The sequence below is a fragment of the Sphingomonas sp. Root241 genome (assembly GCF_001428865.1).
Taxonomy (GTDB): domain Bacteria; phylum Pseudomonadota; class Alphaproteobacteria; order Sphingomonadales; family Sphingomonadaceae; genus Sphingomonas.
This window is the reverse complement of record NZ_LMIV01000002.1, coordinates 590,478-609,158: the sequence shown is the minus strand read 5'-3', so window position 1 is coordinate 609,158 and position 18,681 is coordinate 590,478. Positions and strand designations below refer to the sequence as shown.

General features: G+C 67.5%; 14 protein-coding genes. 7 read left to right on the top strand and 7 right to left on the bottom strand.

All coding sequences use genetic code 11. The features are described from left to right. Positions 1–54: 54 nt before the first annotated feature. The gene (locus ASE13_RS13480) at positions 55–843 is read left to right on the top strand and encodes an SDR family oxidoreductase (RefSeq protein ID WP_056616692.1); all 789 of its coding nucleotides are present in this window, start codon (positions 55–57) and stop codon (positions 841–843) included. Here the strand turns inward: ASE13_RS13480 and ASE13_RS13475 are convergent. The 4 genes from ASE13_RS13475 to ASE13_RS13460 all read right to left on the bottom strand — a co-directional run bounded on the left by ASE13_RS13475 (position 840) and on the right by ASE13_RS13460 (position 5,515). Continuing rightward, on the bottom strand, positions 840–1,163 hold the full coding sequence (locus tag ASE13_RS13475; protein ID WP_235536977.1) for a UrcA family protein: 324 nt from the start codon (positions 1,161–1,163) through the stop codon (positions 840–842). The genes ASE13_RS13480 and ASE13_RS13475 overlap by 4 nt on opposite strands. A 97-nt stretch (positions 1,164–1,260) precedes the next feature. Continuing rightward, positions 1,261–2,814: a M56 family metallopeptidase gene (locus ASE13_RS13470; RefSeq protein ID WP_056616686.1), complete on the bottom strand. Its 1,554-nt coding sequence runs from the start codon at positions 2,812–2,814 to the stop codon at positions 1,261–1,263. Beyond that, complete coding sequence (locus tag ASE13_RS13465) at positions 2,814–3,188, bottom strand: BlaI/MecI/CopY family transcriptional regulator (protein ID WP_056616681.1); 375 nt, start codon at positions 3,186–3,188, stop codon at positions 2,814–2,816. Before ASE13_RS13465 ends, ASE13_RS13470 begins: the two co-directional genes overlap by 1 nt. Positions 3,189–3,256: 68 nt before the next feature. Beyond that, a complete protein-coding gene (locus tag ASE13_RS13460) occupies positions 3,257–5,515 on the bottom strand; it encodes an NADP-dependent malic enzyme (RefSeq protein ID WP_056616678.1) in 2,259 nt (752 codons plus the stop codon). Between the two features lie 208 nt (positions 5,516–5,723). Between ASE13_RS13460 and mutS the strand changes: the two genes are divergently transcribed. From mutS to ASE13_RS13445, 3 genes are all read left to right on the top strand, one after another. Further along, entirely contained in the window at positions 5,724–8,306 is a 2,583-nt protein-coding gene (mutS, locus tag ASE13_RS13455; RefSeq protein WP_056616674.1) for a DNA mismatch repair protein MutS, read from the top strand. A gap of 388 nt (positions 8,307–8,694) precedes the next feature. Further along, on the top strand, positions 8,695–9,504 hold the full coding sequence (locus ASE13_RS13450) for an ATP-binding protein (protein ID WP_056616673.1): 810 nt from the start codon (positions 8,695–8,697) through the stop codon (positions 9,502–9,504). A 79-nt stretch (positions 9,505–9,583) separates the two neighbouring features. Continuing rightward, positions 9,584–10,594 carry a sensor histidine kinase gene (locus ASE13_RS13445; protein ID WP_056616672.1) on the top strand — a complete coding sequence of 337 codons (1,011 nt, stop codon included), beginning with the start codon at positions 9,584–9,586 and terminating at the stop codon, positions 10,592–10,594. 38 nt (positions 10,595–10,632) lie between these two features. Here ASE13_RS13445 and ASE13_RS13440 read toward each other — a convergent pair whose 3' ends face one another. Beyond that, complete coding sequence (locus ASE13_RS13440) at positions 10,633–12,411, bottom strand: ABC-F family ATP-binding cassette domain-containing protein (RefSeq protein WP_056616665.1); 1,779 nt, start codon at positions 12,409–12,411, stop codon at positions 10,633–10,635. 74 nt (positions 12,412–12,485) lie between these two features. Between ASE13_RS13440 and ASE13_RS13435 the strand changes: the two genes are divergently transcribed. From ASE13_RS13435 to ASE13_RS13425, 3 genes are all read left to right on the top strand, one after another. Further along, positions 12,486–12,830: a hypothetical protein gene (locus ASE13_RS13435; protein WP_156404881.1), complete on the top strand. Its 345-nt coding sequence runs from the start codon at positions 12,486–12,488 to the stop codon at positions 12,828–12,830. A gap of 35 nt (positions 12,831–12,865) precedes the next feature. After that, positions 12,866–13,534 (top strand): response regulator transcription factor, encoded by a 669-nt coding sequence (locus ASE13_RS13430; protein ID WP_029937243.1) that lies wholly within the window; start codon positions 12,866–12,868, stop codon positions 13,532–13,534. 106 nt (positions 13,535–13,640) lie between these two features. Continuing rightward, on the top strand, positions 13,641–14,990 hold the full coding sequence (locus ASE13_RS13425; RefSeq protein ID WP_056617833.1) for a sensor histidine kinase: 1,350 nt from the start codon (positions 13,641–13,643) through the stop codon (positions 14,988–14,990). 151 nt (positions 14,991–15,141) lie between these two features. Here the strand turns inward: ASE13_RS13425 and ASE13_RS13420 are convergent, their stop codons facing one another. Together ASE13_RS13420 and ASE13_RS13415 are read right to left on the bottom strand one after the other, a co-directional pair. Next, positions 15,142–16,131: an LLM class flavin-dependent oxidoreductase gene (locus ASE13_RS13420; protein ID WP_056616663.1), complete on the bottom strand. Its 990-nt coding sequence runs from the start codon at positions 16,129–16,131 to the stop codon at positions 15,142–15,144. A gap of 68 nt (positions 16,132–16,199) precedes the next feature. Beyond that, a complete protein-coding gene (locus ASE13_RS13415; protein ID WP_235536975.1) occupies positions 16,200–18,533 on the bottom strand; it encodes a S8 family peptidase in 2,334 nt (777 codons plus the stop codon). Between the last annotated feature and the right edge of the window lie 148 nt (positions 18,534–18,681).

Genomic DNA, 18,681 nt, shown 5'->3' with positions numbered 1-18,681 from the left:
ATCATGCCCCTCTGCCCTGTCGTCTCCCCGCAAGCGGAGAGAGGGAGTAAGAAGATGGACACCAACAGCCTGTTCCGCCTCGACGGCCGCATCGCGCTGGTCACCGGAGGATCGCGCGGGATCGGGCGAATGATCGCCCAAGGCTTCGTCGCCCAAGGCGCCAAGGTCTATGTCTCTTCCCGCAAGGCCGAAGCCTGCGAGGAGACCGCCGCGGCGCTCGGCGAGAATTGTATCGCTTTGCCCCACGACATTTCCACCGTCGAAGGCTGTCGCGCACTCGCCGAGGATCTGGCCGCGCGCGAATCGCGGCTAGACATCCTCGTCAACAATGCCGGCGCGGCCTGGGGCGAGCCGTTCGAGACCTTTCCCGAAGCGGGCTGGGACAAGGTGATGGACCTGAACGTCAAATCCCCCTTCTTCCTGACCCAGGCGCTGCACGATCTGCTCAAGGCCGGCGGCTCGGCCGAGCGTCCGGCCAAGGTGATCAACATCACGTCGATCGACGGCCAGCGGCTCAATCCGTGGGAGACGTACAGCTATCACGCTTCGAAATCGGCACTGATCTATCTGACCAAGCGCATGGCCGCGCGGCTGGTGCGCGATCATATCAACGTCACTTCGATCGCCCCCGGCGCCTTCGCCAGCGACATGAACAAGGCTGCGCGCGACCACGGCGATGCGGTGGCCAAGGCGATCCCGGCCAAGCGCATCGGCAGCGACGAGGATATGGCCGGCACCGCGATCTACCTCGCCAGCCGCGCCGGTGATTATGTGATCGGCGATACGATCACGGTCGATGGCGGACTGGTCAACGCCTCGCTCGGCGGCAGCATCGACGGCTAGAGCCGCCGTCCATTCGCGCCCGCTTCCCGCATCGCCTGCTTGTAGGCGCGGCGTACCTCGCGTGGCATGTCCGCGAGCATGGCCGATCGCACGCGCTCGAAACAATAAAAGCGATCGTTGCGCAGCACCTGGGGAGTCACTTCGTCTTCATGGTGCCGACAGAATTCGCGCGTGGCAGCGGCTACCCGCGCACGCAATTCCGCCCGACCGAAAGGGTCTTCGAGCGCGAGATCGCCAAAGACCAGACGCGCCGCCGGTTCGATGGACATGGCCGCCGCTCCGGTGGTGCAGGCGCCGAGCAGGATCAGCGGCAGGAACATGAGGGTCCGCATGGCAATCTCCCTTGTCTGCCGGCAAGCCGGCCCCGTGGCGCGGAATCGCGCTTTCGTTTTCGAGCTTCGCTTGCGCGGTCGGGCGCTAGCCCCCGAAGAGCTTCCGCCGCGCCTCCCAGTCCAACCGGTCTGCCTTCTCGCGCAACGACGCTGCCTCGCGTGCGTGCACGCCCCTGATTTCCTTCGTCACCGTGCCGTCGGCGGCGAGCGCCTCGAGCTCCTGCGCCCCGATCCGCATGCTCTTGGCCGAAGCGGCGAGTTCGCCGGCCTCCTCACGCCTCTCAGCCTTGCGTATGTCGGCTGCCATCTGCGCGCGATTTTTTCCAGCAGTCCGCTTGCGGGGCTCACCCCGAGGGCCGCGACTTTCGGCCAGCGCTTCCTGCCATGCCGCCGCCTGCGTTCCCGGCGCCGGGGGACTTGGCGGACTCGGCGCGGCCGGCAAAGGCGGCGTAACCCCCACGCGCCATGCCGCTTGCCCCGCGCTGTCTCGTTCCGGCGATGAACCCGGCTTCGCGTCGGTCGTATCCACCAGGCTCGGCGCGCGTGCCGAGGATGGCCTGCGCGAATAGCCGTCTGACCGTCGTATCGCTGGTGCTTCGGCCGCCTGGGCTGCGGGAATGAGCGAGGGAAGATAAGTCTCGATCGCTGGCGCCGGCGGGTCCGTTGCGACTCGCATCGGCGCGGGACGGGGCGCCGGCACGCGGGTCAATTGGGTAACGGCAAGGGGAGCGGCCGCCAGCGGCGCGCAGATCAACATCGCGGTACAGACCAGCCGACTGGCGGGACGCGCGGCTTCGGCATCGAGCACATGACGGATCCGCCGCCCGAGCGCGCCATATGTGATCGACATGCCGCATCCCGCGGGGTGCGCCGCGCCGCCCGCCAGCGCCAGCAGCGTCTGGGCGTAATCCGCCCGCGCTACATGGCGGATCGCATCTTCGTCCGCCGCCAGCTCGGTCTGCCGCGCCAGCTCGCATGCGAGCAGCCAGACCAGCGGATTGAACCAGAAGCACAATGTCGCCAGCTGCGAGGCCATCAGTACCGGCCAGTCGAACCGTCGGACATGCGCCAGCTCATGCGCGATCACCGCCTCGGCCTGTTCGGCACGCCGTTCGGTGGCGGGGCCGATCAGCACCCAGGCTGGCGAAAGGCCCCAGCTCATCGGAGCGACAATGCGCGGCGAGACCAATAGACGCACCGACCGGCGCAATCGAACTGCCTGCAGCGCTGTCGTCCAGCGGGGGTCGCGGACGGGCAATGCCCTGTGCGTCCAGCACCACAAGGTGATCAGTCCGATGCCGAGCCGCATGAGCAGCAACCCCGCGCCCGTCAGATAAAGCGTCAGTAGCCAGCTAAACGCCGTAGCAGCCTGCGCCTCCCCAATCGTGGGCAAAGCAGTTCCGGTATTCGCCGCTGCGGGGACCACGAAAGCGGCAGTTTCGAGCGCGGGAAGCACGGCAAGTTCAAACTCGGGACCTGCCCGCGCCAGTAGCGGCAGCATCAATAGCGCCGCCGTCCCCGCCCGGAGCAGTGCAACCCGCTCTCCAGGCGCGCGGCGCCGCAGCAGCTGGTTCGCCAACAGGGCGAGCCCCGCGATCAGTCCCGACTTCCAGCCGAGGTCGACGAGCAGCGCCAACATCACTCGGCCTCCTTGCGCGCCTTGTCGATCGCGCGCTGGAGCATATCGATTTCCGCGGAATCGAGGCGGGGCTCCATGCCGAGCAAAGCCGTGGCGGCCTGCGCAGCGGATCCCTGGAAGAAAGTCTGGACCAATCGCTGCAGCGCGGTCTCGGCGACCGTTTCGGTCTGCTCGACCGGCGCATAGACATAGGCCTGGTTGACCGTGCGGTGCACGACCAGCCCCTTGGCGACGAGCCGCCCCAGCAAGGTACGTACCGCGGAGTCGCTCGGCGGATCGGCGAGCGCAGTGCGCACAGTCGCCGCGGTGCCTTCACCGAGGCTGCACAGGATTTCGAAAACTTCGCGCTCGCGGCGCGGCAGCGACTCGATCATCACGCCCTCGCTACTCCATCCTGCTACGTTTGTAGCATGTTACAAATGTAGCAGCAAGGGCGTGAGTATCAGCGCGCGATTCCCCCCGCGGCGAGCACCGCCAGCGTCACCAATTCACTCGCGGTGGCGGTCATCGGCGCGATCTGGACGGGTTTCTCCATTCCGATCAGCATCGGCCCGATCGTCGAGTCGCCACCCAGTTCGCGGAGCAGCTTGGCCGAGATATTGGCCGATTGCAGCCCCGGCATGATCAGCACATTGGCCGGGCCCGAAAGCCGAGCGAACGGGTATTTCGCCATCTGGCGCGGGTTGAGCGCGACATCCGGCGACATCTCGCCCTCATATTCGAACTCGACCGAGCGCTCGTCGAGCAGCTTGATCGCGCCGCGGACATTGTCGAGCCAGCGCCCCTCGGGATTGCCGAAGTTGGAATAGCTGAGGAACGCGACACGTGGTTCGTGCCCCATGCGCCGTGCTACCTGTGCGGTGCCCTCGGCGATGGCGGCGAGTTCTTCGGCGTTCGGGCGCTCGTTGACCGTGGTGTCGGCGATGAACACGGTGTGCGACTGACCGACCAGGACGTGGATGCCGAACGCGGTGCGGCCCTTCTCATAGTCGATGACGCGCTTCACCTGGCGCATCGTCTCGGCATAGGTGCGCGTGACGCCGGTGATCATCGCATCGGCCTCCCCCAATTGGAGCAACAGCGCGCCGAAGATGTTGCGATCGCGATTGACGATGCGCTCGATATCGCGGCGCAGATAGCCGCGGCGCTGGAGGCGGCCGTAGAGGAACTCGACCATCCGCGGCACCAACGGCGAATTGACGCTGTTGTGCAGCTCGAAATCATCGGGATTGGCGCCGAGTTTCTGCAGTCGCTCATGGACCGATTCGCGGCCGACCAGCACCGGCGTGCCGTACCCACCCTCCTTGAAAGCGATCGCCGCGCGCAGCACCACTTCCTCCTCGCCCTCGGCGAAGATCACCCGCTTGGGATTGGCGCGCGCGCCCTCATACGCGAGGCTGAGCACCGACGTGGTCGGATTGAGCCGCGCGCGGAGCGACTGGCGATAGGCGGCCATGTCGACGATCGGCTTGGTCGCCACGCCCGAATCCATCGCCGCCTGCGCGACCGCCGCGGGGATGAGTTCCATCAGCCGCGGATCGAACGGTGCGGGGATGATATATTCAGGGCCGAAGGTGTGCTGCGTGCCGTACGCGGCGGCGACTTCCTCGGGCACCTGCTGGCGGGCAAGCTCGGCGAGCGCACGGGCGGCGGCGATCTTCATCGCGTCGTTGATCGTCGTCGCGCGCACGTCGAGCGCGCCGCGGAAGATGAACGGGAAGCCGAGCACGTTGTTCACCTGGTTCGGATAGTCCGAACGGCCGGTGGCGATGATCGCATCGGGCCGCGCCGCTTTCGCAACCGGCGGGCTGATCTCGGGATCGGGATTTGCCATCGCGAAAACGATGGGATTGGGCGCCATCGTCTTGAGCAGTTCGGGCGACAGCGAATTGGCCGAGGCGAGCCCCACGAACACATCGGCGCCGTCGAGAGCTTCGGCGAGCGTACGCTTGTCGGTGGCGACGGCATGTGCCGACTTCCACTGGTTCATGCTCTCCTGCCGCCCCTGATAGATCACCCCTTTTAGGTCGAGCATCAGCAGATTGTCGTGCGGCAGCCCCATCGCCTTGATCAGCTCGGCGCAAGCGATCGCCGCGGCGCCGGCGCCGAGCATCACCACCCGGGTAGTCTTGAAGTCGCGGCCGGTGAGGTGGAGCGCGTTGATCAGCCCTGCTGCGGCGATGATCGCAGTGCCGTGCTGGTCGTCATGGAACACCGGGATGTTCATGCGTTCCCGGAGCGTCTGCTCGATCACAAAGCATTCTGGGGACTTGATGTCCTCGAGATTGATCCCGCCGAAGCTTGGCTCCATCAGCTCGACGGCGTCGATGAAGCGATCGACATCCTCGGTCTTGAGCTCGAGATCGATCGAATCGACGTCGGCGAAGCGCTTGAACAGCACCGCCTTGCCTTCCATCACCGGCTTGGAGGCCAGCGCGCCGAGATTGCCAAGCCCGAGGATCGCGGTGCCATTGGAGATCACCGCGACCAGATTGCCCTTGGCGGTATAGTCGTAGGCTAGCGAAGGATCCTCGGCGATCGCGCGGACGGGCACCGCGACGCCGGGCGAATAAGCGAGCGCGAGGTCGCGCTGGGTCGCCATCGGCTTCGAGGCGATGATCTCGATCTTACCCGGCCGTCCCTCGGAGTGGTACAGCAGCGCCTCGCGCTCCGAAAACTGGACGTTCGATTCCTCAGCCATGCATCTCTCCTGACATCGGTCCTTTAGGAGCGACGTTCCGGGGCCGCAACACGTCCGAAACACGATGCGTATGGAAAATGATAGCGCTACCACCCACCGTGCCCGGCGGCGTGCGCGATTCGTCCCCAAGAAATCCGGTTCACGGTGTTGATCGGTGGGCGGGTTCGGCTAACCCGACATGCGCATGTCCTCCGCAGCCCCCACTCCGATGATGGCGCAGTATCTCGCCTTGAAGGCGGAGGCCGAGGACTGCCTGTTATTCTATCGCATGGGCGATTTCTTCGAATTGTTCTTCGACGATGCGAAGATCGCCAGCGCCTGCCTCGACATCGCGCTCACTGCGCGCGGCGAGCATGACGGCGAGCGCATCCCGATGTGCGGCGTCCCGGCGCATGCGATGGACGGCTATCTCGCCCGGCTGATCAAGGCGGGCCACCGCGTCGCCATCGCCGAGCAGACCGAGACCCCGGAACAGGCGCGCAAGCGCATGGGCTCCAAGGCACTGGTCAACCGGGCGATCATCCGCGTGGTGACCGCGGGAACGCTGACCGAGGAAGCGTTGCTCGACAGCCGCAGCGCCAATTGGTGCGTCGCGATCGGCGAGGCGGCGAGCGGCGTGGCGATCGCCTGCGCCGATATCTCGACCGGGCGATTCGAAGTGATCGAGACCGACGGTGATCGCGTCGCGGCGGAGATCGCGCGGCTGAACCCTGCCGAGACGATCGTCGGCGATGCCACCGCCTTCGCCGATCTGGCGACCGCGACGCGGCCGAGGGTCGATTTCGACAGCGCCGGGGGCGAAGCCCGGCTCAAGCGGCTGTTCGGCGTCGCGACACTGGACGGGTTCGGCACCTTCTCGCGCGCGGCGCTCGCCGCGGCGGGCGGGCTGGTCGCCTATCTCGAACATACCGCCAAGGGATCGCTGCCGTTCCTGCGGCCGCCCCGCCTCAGCCGCACCGATGCGGCGATGGCGATCGATGCGGCCACGCGGGAGAGCCTCGAGCTCACCGTCAGCCAGTCGGGCGCGCGCAAAGGCAGCCTGCTCGACGCAGTCGACCGCACCGTCACCGGCGCGGGCGCGCGGCTGCTGGGGCAGGACGTGGCCGCACCGCTGATGGATCGCGGCATGGTCGAGGCGCGGCTCGACCTGGTGCAGCGCTTCCACGACGATCCCGGCCTGCGCGACATGGTGCGCGGAAGCCTGCGCGCATTGCCCGATATCGGCCGCGCGCTCGGGCGGCTCGCAGCAGGTCGCGGCAGCCCGCGCGACCTCGGCCAGCTTCGTGACGGTCTCGATGGTGCGTGGCGGCTGGGTGAGCGGCTCGATGCGATCGACACGCCGCCTCCCTTGCTGTCCGAGCTGGTGCCGCAGTTGCGCGGGCACGGCGCGCTGATCGACTTGCTCGCCCGCGCGATGGTTCCCGAACCGCCGATCGACGCTTCGAACGGCGGATATATCGCCGAGGGGTATGACGCCGCACTCGACGATCTGCGCGATGCCGGCGCGGGCGGGCGGCGCGCGATCGCGGCGCTCGAGGCCGAATATCGCGGGCGCACCGGAATCACCGCGCTCAAGGTCCGGCACAACGGCGTGCTCGGCTATCATATCGAAGTGCCCGCCCGCGTCGCCGACCCGCTGATGAAGCCGGAGAGCGGCTTCACGCATCGCCAGACGTTGGCCGGCGTGGTGCGATTCAACGCGCCCGACCTTCACGACGTCGCGATCAAGGTGACCCAGGCGGGCGCACACGCGCTTGCCGCAGAGGCGGCGCATCTGGAGGAACTGACCGGCCGTGCGCTCGAACGCCGCGAGGCGATCGCCGCAACCGCCGACGCGCTCGCCCGGATCGATGTCGCCGCCGCGCTTGCCGAACGCGCGGCGGAAGGCGGCTGGGCGCGCCCGGCTCTGGTCGACCATGCTTGTTTCGAGATCGAAGGCGGGCGTCATCCCGTGGTCGAGGATGCGGTGGCGCGCGCCGGCGGCCGTTTCGTCGCGAACGACTGCAAGCTTTCCGAGGATTCGCGGCTGTGGCTGGTCACCGGGCCGAACATGGGCGGCAAATCGACCTTCCTGCGCCAGAACGCGCTGATTGCGGTGCTTGCCCAGGCCGGGAGCTATGTTCCCGCGGCGTCGGCGACGCTCGGGCTGGTCGACCGGCTGTTCAGCCGGGTCGGCGCATCGGACAATCTCGCGCGCGGGCGATCGACCTTCATGGTCGAGATGGTCGAGACCGCAGCGATCCTCGCCCAGGCGACGCCGCGCAGCTTCGTCATCCTCGACGAGGTCGGGCGCGGCACCTCGACCTATGACGGGCTGGCGATCGCCTGGGCAGTGGTCGAGGCGATCCACGAGGACAACCGGTGCAGGTGCCTGTTCGCGACGCATTATCACGAGCTGACCCGGCTGGCGGAACGCTGCGAGGCGCTGACGCTGCACAATGTCCGCGCGCGCGAATGGAAAGGCGAGCTCGTCCTGCTCCACGAAGTGGCGGAAGGACCCGCCGACCGCAGCTACGGTCTCGCTGTAGCGCGATTGGCGGGTTTGCCGCCAGTGACGATTCGGCGCGCCAAGGCCGTGCTCGACAAGCTCGAGGCCGGGCGCGCGAAGACAGGGGGGATTGCTGCAGGGCTCGACGATCTGCCCCTGTTCGCCGCCGCGGCCGAGGCCGAGGAGGAGAAGGTCGACGCATTGCGGAGCGAGCTGGAGGCAATCGACATCGACGCGCTCAGCCCGCGCGAGGCACTGGAGACCTTGTACCGGCTGAAGGGGCTGGCGGGCGAGCCGAACTAGGGGGCCCACCTCGACAGGGAAGCCCATCGCGGGCAAGGGCTGTCGCGGCGGCGCGCGCATCTTGCGAAACCAAAGGTCACACCAGGGTCACACTGGTAACCGCAAATTCCAGTGGCGGTGTGGCCATGCGGAAAAAATCTCGAAGTTCAGCCTGACGCGATGGGCGTTCCGGCCGGGATCGACATTGTCAAAGAGCGAGGGCGAAGCGCCCGAGCATCGATCTCAGCAGGCGAAATCCTACATTTCAAGCGGTTTGTCAGGCCGCAGCCAGACGCCCTTCTGCCACAGGGAGACGGCCATCGCCCGGCCGTGCCCCGTCGGTTCCAATCGCGCACAAATCCGGGGCCTCCGCTTCGCGAGGGAGGATTTTGGGGTATAGCCGCCTGCGATGACCGACCCGATGATCCGTATCGCCGAGGCGCTCGAACGCCTTGCGCCGCCGCCTGCCCCGCCTGCCGACCCGTTCGCCCATCCCGCTTATGTATGGCGCGGGCACAGCCTGGCGGCGGCACGTGCATTCGCACCGCTGCCGCTCGAAATGCTCCGCGGAATGGAGCCGCAGCGCGATGCATTGCTCGCCAATCTCGAGAGGCTCGCCAGCGGGAACGCCGCACAGGACGTGCTGCTCTGGGGCGCGCGCGGGACAGGCAAGTCGGCACTGGTGAAGAGCGCAGTCGCATCCGTGCAGGCCAAAGGCGGCAACCTCGCTCTGGTCGAGGCCGTCACCCAGCATCTCGACGCACTCCCTGAGCTGTTCGCGTTGCTCGCCGCCTCCGCGCGGCCTTTCGTCATCTTCCTCGACGATCTCGGCTTCGACGCAGCGGGCGATGCCCGCGCACTGCGCTCGCTGCTCGAAGGCGGCGCCGAGGCGCGGCCAGCCAATACCCGGCTGATCGTCACGTCGAACCGCCGCCATCTGATCCCGCGCGACATCGCCGAGCAGGCCAGCGCGATCAATCCGCGCGATTCGGTCGACGACAGTCTCGCGCTCGCCGACCGCTTCGGGCTGAGCCTCGGCTTCCACGCGATCGACCAGGACACCTATGTCGACATCGTCCGCGGCTATGCCGAGGCGCATGGCCTGAGCTTCGATCCTGCGGAGGCGATCAACTGGGCGACGCGGCGCGGCAGCCGGTCCGGGCGAGTCGCCTGGCAATATGTCGTCGATCTTGCCGGGCGATCCGGCAAGTCCTTGTAAAATACAGTTGATCCATATCAACTATAGCCAAGACGCGGCTTGACAGCAGGAAGACGATCGCGCCTTTTCAGCTCCGCATATGGGGCGAATAGGAGAGCTCGACCTGCCCGAAAGGCTGGCGCCGTACGCGCCGGCCTGGGTGACGCAGTTGCTGTTCGCGTTTCTCTGCGCCGCGGCCGGAATAGCCGCACGCGCACTTGTCGACACCTTCGCGCCGGGTGCGGGTCCGTTCGCGCTTGGCTATCCGGCGGTATTGGTCGCGGCGCTCTTCGCGCGGTGGCAATCGGGCGCGCTCGCCGCCCTTCTGACATTGCTCCACACCTGGTATTTCCTGCTGCCGCCCGTCAATTCCTTCTACCCCAAGGGTCCCGGGGACGGATCGCGGCTGCTCGTCATCGTGATTGCTTATGTGGTCATGCTCGCCGTCGCCGAAATCTTCCGCCGGGCAGTGCGCCGCGCTAGCGCCGAGCGCGACCGCCAGATTGCCGAGCGCGACCTGTTCCTCGAGGAATTCGACCATCGGGTGAAGAACAACTTCACGCTCGTCGCGTCGCTGCTCGACATGCAGCGCCGCCGCGCCGGCGAGGGCGAGACGGCCGAAGCATTGGCAAGCGCGCTAGCACGAGTGGAAAGCATCGCCCGCGCGCACCGGCATCTCTATCGCGGTGCCTCTGCGCCGGGAACGGTCGACATGGCGACCTATATCCACGAGCTCTGCACCGCGCTGGAGGAAGCGCTGTTCCTGCGCGGCGCGATCACGCTCATGTGCGAAGCCGACCACGCCGCATTGCCCCGCGACCGGGCCGTGTCGATCGGGCTGATCCTCAACGAGCTCGTCACCAACGCCGCAAAGCACGCGTTCGGCGAGCGGGAGAGCGGCACGATTTCGGTACGCTTCTCGGCGCGCCCGGGAGGCTGGAGGCTGATCGTTGCCGACAATGGCAACGGGATGCCGGTGGGGCGGCAGAAAGGCCGTCCGGGCGGGCTCGGCCAACGGCTGATCGAAGGGTTCGTCCGGCAGGCGCGGGGCGCGATCCGCACCGAGAGCAGCGGCGAGGGGACCGTCGTTACCGTGGATCTGGAGGCTTAGACTCGTTCCACTCCCTCTCGGGTAGGAAGTAGTTCAGTTTACCCCAGAGCCTCGACCTGCTCGGCGAGTTCCAACCAGCGCATCTCGGCCGCGTCCTTCTCCTCGCGCAGCTTCGTGATCCCGTCGCTAAGCTTGGCGAACTTGCCCGGATCGCGGGCGTAGAGATCGGGATCGGCCAGCGCCGCCTCGTCCTTCGCGATCTGCGCCTCGATCTCCTCGATCCGCCTGGGCAGCAGATCATAGTCGCGCTGATCCTTGTAGCTGAGCTTGGTCGCCTTCGGCTTGGCCGCTTCCGCCACAACCGGCTTGGCTGCGGCCTTTTTCGGCTCGGTCCGCACCGTCCGGCGCGCCTCCCAATCGGCATAGCCGCCGGCGACGACATCGACCTTGCCGCTGCCGTCGAGCCCTAAGGTCACCGTTACCGTGCGATCGAGGAAGTCGCGATCGTGGCTGACGATCAGCACGGTGCCTTCGTAATCGGCGATCACCTCCTGAAGCAGGTCGAGCGTTTCGAGGTCGAGATCGTTGGTCGGTTCGTCGAGCACCAGCAGGTTCGACGGCCGCGCGAATTCGCGCGCGAGCAGCAACCGCGAGCGCTCACCCCCGGACAGCGTGCCGATCTTCGCATCGGCGAGGTTGGGCTCGAACAGGAATTCCTTGAGATAGCCGTGGATGTGCTTCTTGACGCCTAGCACTTCGATCCATTCGCCACCCTGGGCGAGCACGTCGCGGACGGTCTTGGCCGGATCCATCAGGCTGCGCTGCTGATCGATGATCACTTCGTCGAGCGTCTTGGCGAGCCGAACGCTGCCTTCGTCGGGGGCGAGTTCGCCGGTGAGCAGCTTGAGCAAAGTAGTCTTGCCCGCGCCGTTCCTGCCGACCACGCCGATCCGGTCGCCCTTGGTGACGCGCAGGGTGAGATCCTTGATGATCGTGCGGTCCCCGAAGCGCTTGGTGATGTGCTTGGCGTCGATCACCACCTTGGTCTGGGCGTCGTCGCTGCCGATCTGGAGCTTCGCCGCGCCCTGCGGCCCCATCATCGCGGCGCGTTCGGCACGCATCTCCTTGAGCTTGGTCAGCCGGCCCTGGTTGCGCCGCCGCCGCCCGGTGACGCCGCGCAGCAGCCAATGCTCCTCGATCTTGAGCTTCGCATCGAGCTTCTGCGCGTTGCGCTCCTCCTCGGCAAAGACCTGTTCGGTCCACGCCTCGAACCCGCCGAAACCGATCTCGGCGCGGCGGATCGTGCCGCGGTCCAGCCACAAAGTCTGCTTGGTCAGGCGCGTGAGGAAGGTGCGATCGTGGCTGATCGCGATGAAGGCGCCGTTGTAGCGGCTCAGCCAGTTCTCCAGCCAGTCGATCGCCGCGATGTCGAGATGGTTGGTCGGCTCGTCCATCAGCAGCACGTCGGGGTTCTGCGCCAAAGCCCGTGCAATCGCGGCGCGGCGGCGCTCGCCGCCCGAGGCAGTGGCGGCGTCGCGGCCGAGATCGATGCCGAGCTGGTCCGCAATCGCCTCCGCCTCGTAGCGCTCGGGAGCATCGTCTCCGGCGAGGACGAAATCGAGCAGGGTATCGAAGCCGGTGACCTGCGGATCCTGTTCGAGCAGGACGACATGCGTACCCGGCACGATCGTGCGGCGACCCTCGTCGGAATCGATCCGGCCGGCGATCAGCCGGAGCAAGGTCGACTTGCCCGCGCCGTTGCGGCCGATCAGCGCGAGGCGGTCGCGCTCGCCGATATAGAGGTCGAGCCCGCGGAACAGCCAGCCGGAGCCCTGGACCAGCCCGAGGCCCTCATATGCAAGTACAGGTGCAGCCATGGCGGGCCACCTAGGGGGCCCGCACGCCCGCTGCAAGTTACACGCGGCTGACATGCGTGTTCAGGGGCTATTCAATGGCCGGACCCTATGCCATGCGGATGAAGATGCTGGCGAAACCGGTTTTATGCGCGTGCCTGGCAGGCCTCTCGCTCGTCGGGAGCGCCGACGCGCGCGTCCTTTCGATCGGGCAGGACAGCAATCAGGAGGCCGCCAACCAGCGCCGGCAGAGAGGCCAGAACCTTCCGGTCCGCGAGATCGAGCGCCGGGTGATCCCCCGCGTTCCCGGGGCGCAATATCTCGGATTCGATTACGATCCCGGCACGGACATTTACACGCTCAAGTTCCTGCGCAATGGATCGGTGATCTGGGTGGATGCCGACGGACGGACGGGCAACATCATTCGACGCACGGGCAATTGAGCGCCGGCTACGGGCGCGAGCACAGGGATTAGAGCATGCGACTTTTGATCGTCGAGGACGAACCCAATCTCGGACAGCAGCTCCGCAACGCGCTGGAAGGCGCGGGCTATGCGGTCGATCTCGCCACCGATGGCGAGGAGGGGCATTTCCTCGGCTCGACCGAGCAATATGACGCGGTGATCCTCGACCTCGGCCTGCCCGAGATCGACGGGCTGACCGTGCTCGATCGCTGGCGCAAGGAGGGCAAGACCACGCCGGTGCTGGTGCTGACCGCGCGCGACAGCTGGTCGGACAAGGTGGCCGGGCTCGATGCCGGCGCCGACGATTATGTCGCCAAGCCCTTCCAGACCGAGGAACTGATCGCCCGCCTCCGCGCGCTGATCCGCCGCGCCTCGGGCAATGCGTCCGCAGAGCTGATCGCCGGCGACATCCGCCTCGACACGCGCTCGGGCAAGGTCACCAAGGCGGGCGAGCCGGTCAAGCTCACCGCGCAGGAATATAAATTGCTCAGCTATCTGCTCCATCACAAGGGCAAGGTGGTCAGCCGCACCGAATTGATCGAGCATATCTACGATCAGGATTTCGACCGCGATTCGAACACGATCGAAGTGTTCGTGACGCGCATCCGCAAGAAATTGGGCGCCGACGTGATCACCACTATCCGGGGGCTGGGCTACAGCCTCGAGGAACCCGCGGACGCCTGAGATGGAGCCCGAAGGGGACAATGCCCCGTCCCCGGTGAGCGTCGAGGCGGCGCCCGAGCCCCAGCCGCGCCACTATGTGCGCGCGCGCGGCTCGGTGAGCCGGCGGATGATCCTGATCGCGGCGGCATGGATCTTCGTGCTGCTGGTCGGCGGGGGCGTCGGTCTCAACCGCATCCTCACCGATGCGCTCACGCGCAATTTCGACGAGCAGCTCGATTATCTGCTGACGTCGATGATCGTCTCCGCCGAACTGGACTCGCTGGGGCAAGTCATCCTGAATCGCGAATTGGCGGATCAGCGTTTTCTCGAACCCGGTTCGGGTGCTTACTGGCAGATCAGCGGCAAGGGGTTCGAGCCCTTTCCCTCGCGGTCGCTCTGGGACCGCAAGCTGCGCGTCAACCAGCGCCACGACGACCGCGAGCTCCACATCTACGACAGCGACGAATTCGTCGACAAAACGCCGCGTCCCGACCGCGACCCCAACGATCCCAGCAACCAGATGCTGCGGATCGCCGAACGCGACATCAAACTCCCCGGATCGCCGGTCCGCTGGAAATTCCAGGTGGCGCAGAGCCGCGACGGGCTCGACGCGCAGATCGCGACCTTGCGGCGGACCCTGGTGCGCAGCTTCGTGCTGCTCGGGCTCGGGCTGATCGCGATGGTCGGGCTGCAGACCTGGTACGGCCTGCTGCCGCTGCGGAAAGTGCGCAAGGAGATCGCGCGGCTGCGCGCGGGCAAATCGAAGCGGATCGAGGACCGCATGCCCGCCGAAATCGCGCCGATGGTTGAGGAATTGAACGCACTGGTCGAGCATAACGATCGCCAGGCGGAGGAGGCCCGGCGACATGCCGGCAATCTCGCCCACGCGCTCAAGACCCCTCTCAGCGTGATCATGAACGCCGCCGCGGCGGGACAGGAGGACCTTGCCCCCACGGTGATCCGCGAGGCGCGGACGATGCGCCGCCAGATCGACCACCACCTCGCCCGCGCCCGCGCCGTCGGCCGCCGCGGCAGCGCGCATAGCCGTGCGCAGGTCTGGCCGTCGATCGAGGCGGTCGAGCGCGCGGTGGCGCGGCTCTATCCCAATGTCCGCATCGACGTGGACGGCCAGAAGGACCTGATCGCGCATATCGAGCGGCAGGATCTCGACGAGATCCTCGGCAATTTGGTCGAGAACGCCGCCAAATATGGCGGGGGCAGCGTGTTCATCACCGCGGGCGTGCAGGCGGGATTTGTCGAGATCATCGTCGAGGATGACGGCCGCGGTATCCCGGAAGCGGACCGCATCCGCATCTTCGACCGCGGCGTCCGGCTCGACAGCGGCAAGCCCGGCACCGGGCTCGGCCTCGCCATCGTCCGCGACGTCGCGGAGATCTACGACGGCACCGTCAGCCTCGAGGAGAGCGACGATCTCGGCGGACTGCTCGTGCGCCTGCGGCTACCGGCGGCGAGCTGAGCCTCTGGGGAAATAGAAATCCTCCCTCGCGAAGCGGGGGAGGTGGCGCGCGTAGCGTGACGGAGGGGGCGTGGCCGCAAGTACATAGCTCGCGGAGAGGCCCCCTCCACCAGCTTCGCTGGTCCCCCTCCCCCGCTTCGCGAGGGAGGATTTAGAGCGCTCGCATCGCCTCGGCGGCGATCGTCAGGCTTTTCTTGCGGGCGTCGTGATCGAACATCGCGCTGGTGAGCATCAGTTCGTCGGCGCCGGTGCGGGCGATGAAGGCGGCGAGCTGGTCGCGGACCTTGTCCAGCCCACCGATCGCGCTGGCCGAAAGCACCTGATCGAGCATCGCATTGCCGTGCGGGCCCAGATTCTCGCGATAGCCATGGACCGGCGGGGGGAGCTGGATACCGCGTCCCGTGGTGCGGATCGCGACGAAGGCCTGCTGCTGCGAGCTGGCGAGGTACGCCGCCTCCTCGTCGCTGTCGGCGGCGAAGACGTTGAAGCCGAGCATCAGGTGCGGCTTGTCGAGCGCCGCCGAGGCACGGAAGTTGCGGCGGTACATGTCGATCGCCTCGTCGAGCAGTCCCGGCGCGAAATGCGAGGCGAAGGCATAAGGCAGTCCCAGCGCCGCGGCGAGTTGCGCGCCGAACAGGCTGGAGCCGAGGATCCACAGATCGACCTTCGCCCCCGCGCCGGGGGTGGCGCGAACGCCGGTCTGGCCGTCATCGGCGAAATAGCTTTGCAGCTCGATCACGTCCTGCGGGAAGTCGTTGCCGTCGCCGCCCAGCCCGCGCCGGATCGCCGCCGCGACCCGCTGGTCCGAACCCGGCGCACGGCCGAGCCCGAGATCGACGCGGCCGGGGAAGAGCGCGTCGAGCGTGCCGAACGCCTCGGCGACCTGCAGCGGCGAATGGTTGGGGAGCATGATGCCCCCCGCCCCGACGCGGATCGTCGCGGTCGCGGCGCCGACATGGGCGATCACCACCGCGGTGGCGGCACTGGCGATCCCCTCCATGCCGTGATGCTCGGCGACCCAATAGCGGGTGAAGCCCAGGCTTTCGGCATGGCGCGCGAGATCGGCGGCATTGGCGAGCGCCTGGGCGGCGCTCCCGCCCTGGACGATGGGAACGAGATCGAGCAGCGAATATGCGGTCATGGGAGCGGAGATGGGGCGCACCCCGCCCGAGCGCCACCCGAAGCTTTGCTTTCAGGCCGCGAAGCTTCTCAGAACCCCAAAGTCAGCCGCACCGCGCCGCCCTTGTCGCTCGGGAAGGAGGCGTAATTGCCCGGGTTGCGGCGCAGGAACAAATTGCTGCTCACATCGCCCCCCAGCAGCGGCCAGGAATAACGCAGCTCATAGTCGATCTCCCGCCCCTCCGGTGCGAGATTGATGAGGCCCCGGTCCCACGCGCTGACCGCCATGGTCGAGTAATCCCAGTCGGCGGGAAGCGCGATATGGATCCCGCCGCGCGCGACGCGAAGCGGCTGGGCGATGCGGAGGCCGAAGCTGTCGGCGGAGCCGAAGACCCCGTCCTTGCCGATATCGGCGGCGAAGGCGTTGGTGCGAATGAGACCGCTGCCCTGGACGCCCTGACGCAGCTTCGCACTGGTCCAGCCCTGCCGCATCGAGCCGCCGAGCGACCAGCCTTCACCCATGTCGTAGCGCAGCCCGAGATCGACGAAATTGCTGTCTGCGCGCGCCGCGCCCAGCCCGCCGCTGAAGCGCGCGCCGAGCACGGTGTCGCGCTCGCTGAGCCGGGTCAGCGACAGCCCCGCACGCAGATTGCCGAAGCTGCGGTCGAGGCCGAGCGTGGTGCGCCAATAGCCCGAACGCTGCGGATCCCAGCGGAGTGCCGCGAACTGGGTGTCACGGCGGCTGAGCACCTGGCCCTGCTCCTGCGCGAGGCTGACGCCCCACCGCCCGAGCGACTGGCGTACCGCGACCGAACCGCGCACATCGACGTCGAACCCGGCGCTGTGCAGCGGATCGCGCGCGACCAGGAAGGCGGGTTCGTCGCGCCCGGCGAGCCGCGCGGTGAGCGTGTTGCCGCTTTCCGACGCGCCGATCGCGAATTGCGCCGTACTGCCCAGCCTGCCGCTGACCGTGGCGGCGAGCATCCGCGCCACGCCGGCATCGCGCGTGCCGATGCCGAGCCGCTCGATCCGGATCGTGTCGCGCGTCGGCACCAGCGACACTGCGACGCTGAGATCGCGCATGCCGGCCGAGAAACTGCGCTGGCGCGTCGCCATCAGGGCAGGCAGCCGGCGCGCCGGGCCCTGGCGGACGATCGAGCGCGCGAGCTCGGTCGCGAAGGCGCGATCGAACGAATCGAGCACCACCGCGCCGAGTGCCCCCTGCCTGGCGTCGCCCATCGGCGTCGAGAGCGCGCCGTTGACGCCGGTAGAGACCGCGCCGGTCGATCCGGCGAGCGACGTCGTGCCGACCGGCTGGAAGGCGCGCGTGAGGTCGAGCACGCCGCGGCCATAGACCGGGTCGATGCCCGCCGCCCCGACGTCGCGCGCGGTTGCATAAAGGAGCTGGACGATCTGCGCGCCGGTGAGGTTCGGAAACGCCTGTGCGAGCAAGGCGACCGCGCCCGCTATCTGCGGCGCCGAGAAGGACGTGCCCGACCAGAGCATCGCCGTGTTGGTCTGGTCCGGCGCGCGCACGCGCTCGCCGACCGCCGCGAGATAGGCGTTCGCGCCGGTGCCCGCGCGGTTGCTGAAGGTCGAGATCTGATCGGCGGTACCAACCGAGCCGGCGATGATCACCAGTCCGCGCGCGCCTGCGCTTGCGGCGGCGCCCCCGGCAAAAGGATCGGGGTTCACGCCTTCGGGCTTGTCGCCATCATTGCCGGCCGAGATCACGATGACGATCCCCGCCGCCGTGGCGTCGCCGATCGCCTGGAGCAGCCGCGCATTGGGCGGATCCCCGCCCAGCGAGATGTTGACGACGCGCGCGCCGCCGGTACGGGCCGCGTCGAGCCCCAGCGCGATCGCATTGTCGCCGAAGCTGCAGCCGCTGTCGGGATCGCTGGCTTTCTCGGTAGCGCAGCTGCCCGGCGTGTCGGCGCGTGCGACGATGAGCTGCGCGTCGAACGCGACGCCGTGGGTGCCGGCATCGTTGCGGCGCCCGGCGATGGTGAAGGCCACCGCAGTGCCATGCCCGCCCTCGTCGTCGATCGTGCCGTTGCCGGCGGCGGCGATCGACGCGCCGGCGATGCGGCACGAACCCGTGCCGATCCCGCCCGAGCAATCGCCGAATTCGGCGCTCTGCAAGTCGATGCCGCTGTCGATCACGCCGACGCGGATGCCCGCGCCCGTGCCGCCATGGCTGTAGGCAGTGAGCGCATTCATCGAGACCGCGCCGATCGTCGCGCGATATTCGGCGGTGTCGTAGTTCACGCCAGGTGTCGGCGTAGGCGTGGGTACGGGCGTGGGAGTCGGCGTCGGTACCGGTGCGGGTGTCGGCGCGGGCGCCGGCGCCGGGATCGGATTGACTCCGCCGCCGCCGCTACCGCCTCCGCCGCAGGCGGCAAGCGCGAGGAAGCCGCTCATCGCCGCGCTTCGCATCAATCGCGCATGAAATCCCGCCCGCATCCTGTTGATCCCAGTTGGAGATGCACAATGGTGCAGATATGTTTCGCAGCCTTTACCGTAGCTTAATGCCAATCGTCCCTGCCGCCTTGCGGCGTTCGCGTCCACT

What these genes read in the sequence shown, in the direction of transcription:
- ASE13_RS13480 (WP_056616692.1), top strand. Translation starts at nt 55, where the DNA reads ATGGACACCAACAGCCTGTTCCGCCTCGACGGCCGCATCGCGCTGGTC.
- ASE13_RS13475 (WP_235536977.1), bottom strand. Translation starts at nt 1,163, where the DNA reads ATGTTCCTGCCGCTGATCCTGCTCGGCGCCTGCACCACCGGAGCGGCG.
- ASE13_RS13470 (WP_056616686.1), bottom strand. Translation starts at nt 2,814, where the DNA reads ATGTTGGCGCTGCTCGTCGACCTCGGCTGGAAGTCGGGACTGATCGCG.
- ASE13_RS13465 (WP_056616681.1), bottom strand. Translation starts at nt 3,188, where the DNA reads ATGATCGAGTCGCTGCCGCGCCGCGAGCGCGAAGTTTTCGAAATCCTG.
- ASE13_RS13460 (WP_056616678.1), bottom strand. Translation starts at nt 5,515, where the DNA reads ATGGCTGAGGAATCGAACGTCCAGTTTTCGGAGCGCGAGGCGCTGCTG.
- mutS (WP_056616674.1), top strand. Translation starts at nt 5,724, where the DNA reads ATGATGGCGCAGTATCTCGCCTTGAAGGCGGAGGCCGAGGACTGCCTG.
- ASE13_RS13450 (WP_056616673.1), top strand. Translation starts at nt 8,695, where the DNA reads ATGACCGACCCGATGATCCGTATCGCCGAGGCGCTCGAACGCCTTGCG.
- ASE13_RS13445 (WP_056616672.1), top strand. Translation starts at nt 9,584, where the DNA reads ATGGGGCGAATAGGAGAGCTCGACCTGCCCGAAAGGCTGGCGCCGTAC.
- ASE13_RS13440 (WP_056616665.1), bottom strand. Translation starts at nt 12,411, where the DNA reads ATGGCTGCACCTGTACTTGCATATGAGGGCCTCGGGCTGGTCCAGGGC.
- ASE13_RS13435 (WP_156404881.1), top strand. Translation starts at nt 12,486, where the DNA reads ATGGCCGGACCCTATGCCATGCGGATGAAGATGCTGGCGAAACCGGTT.
- ASE13_RS13430 (WP_029937243.1), top strand. Translation starts at nt 12,866, where the DNA reads ATGCGACTTTTGATCGTCGAGGACGAACCCAATCTCGGACAGCAGCTC.
- ASE13_RS13425 (WP_056617833.1), top strand. Translation starts at nt 13,641, where the DNA reads ATGATCCTGATCGCGGCGGCATGGATCTTCGTGCTGCTGGTCGGCGGG.
- ASE13_RS13420 (WP_056616663.1), bottom strand. Translation starts at nt 16,131, where the DNA reads ATGACCGCATATTCGCTGCTCGATCTCGTTCCCATCGTCCAGGGCGGG.
- ASE13_RS13415 (WP_235536975.1), bottom strand. Translation starts at nt 18,533, where the DNA reads ATGAGCGGCTTCCTCGCGCTTGCCGCCTGCGGCGGAGGCGGTAGCGGC.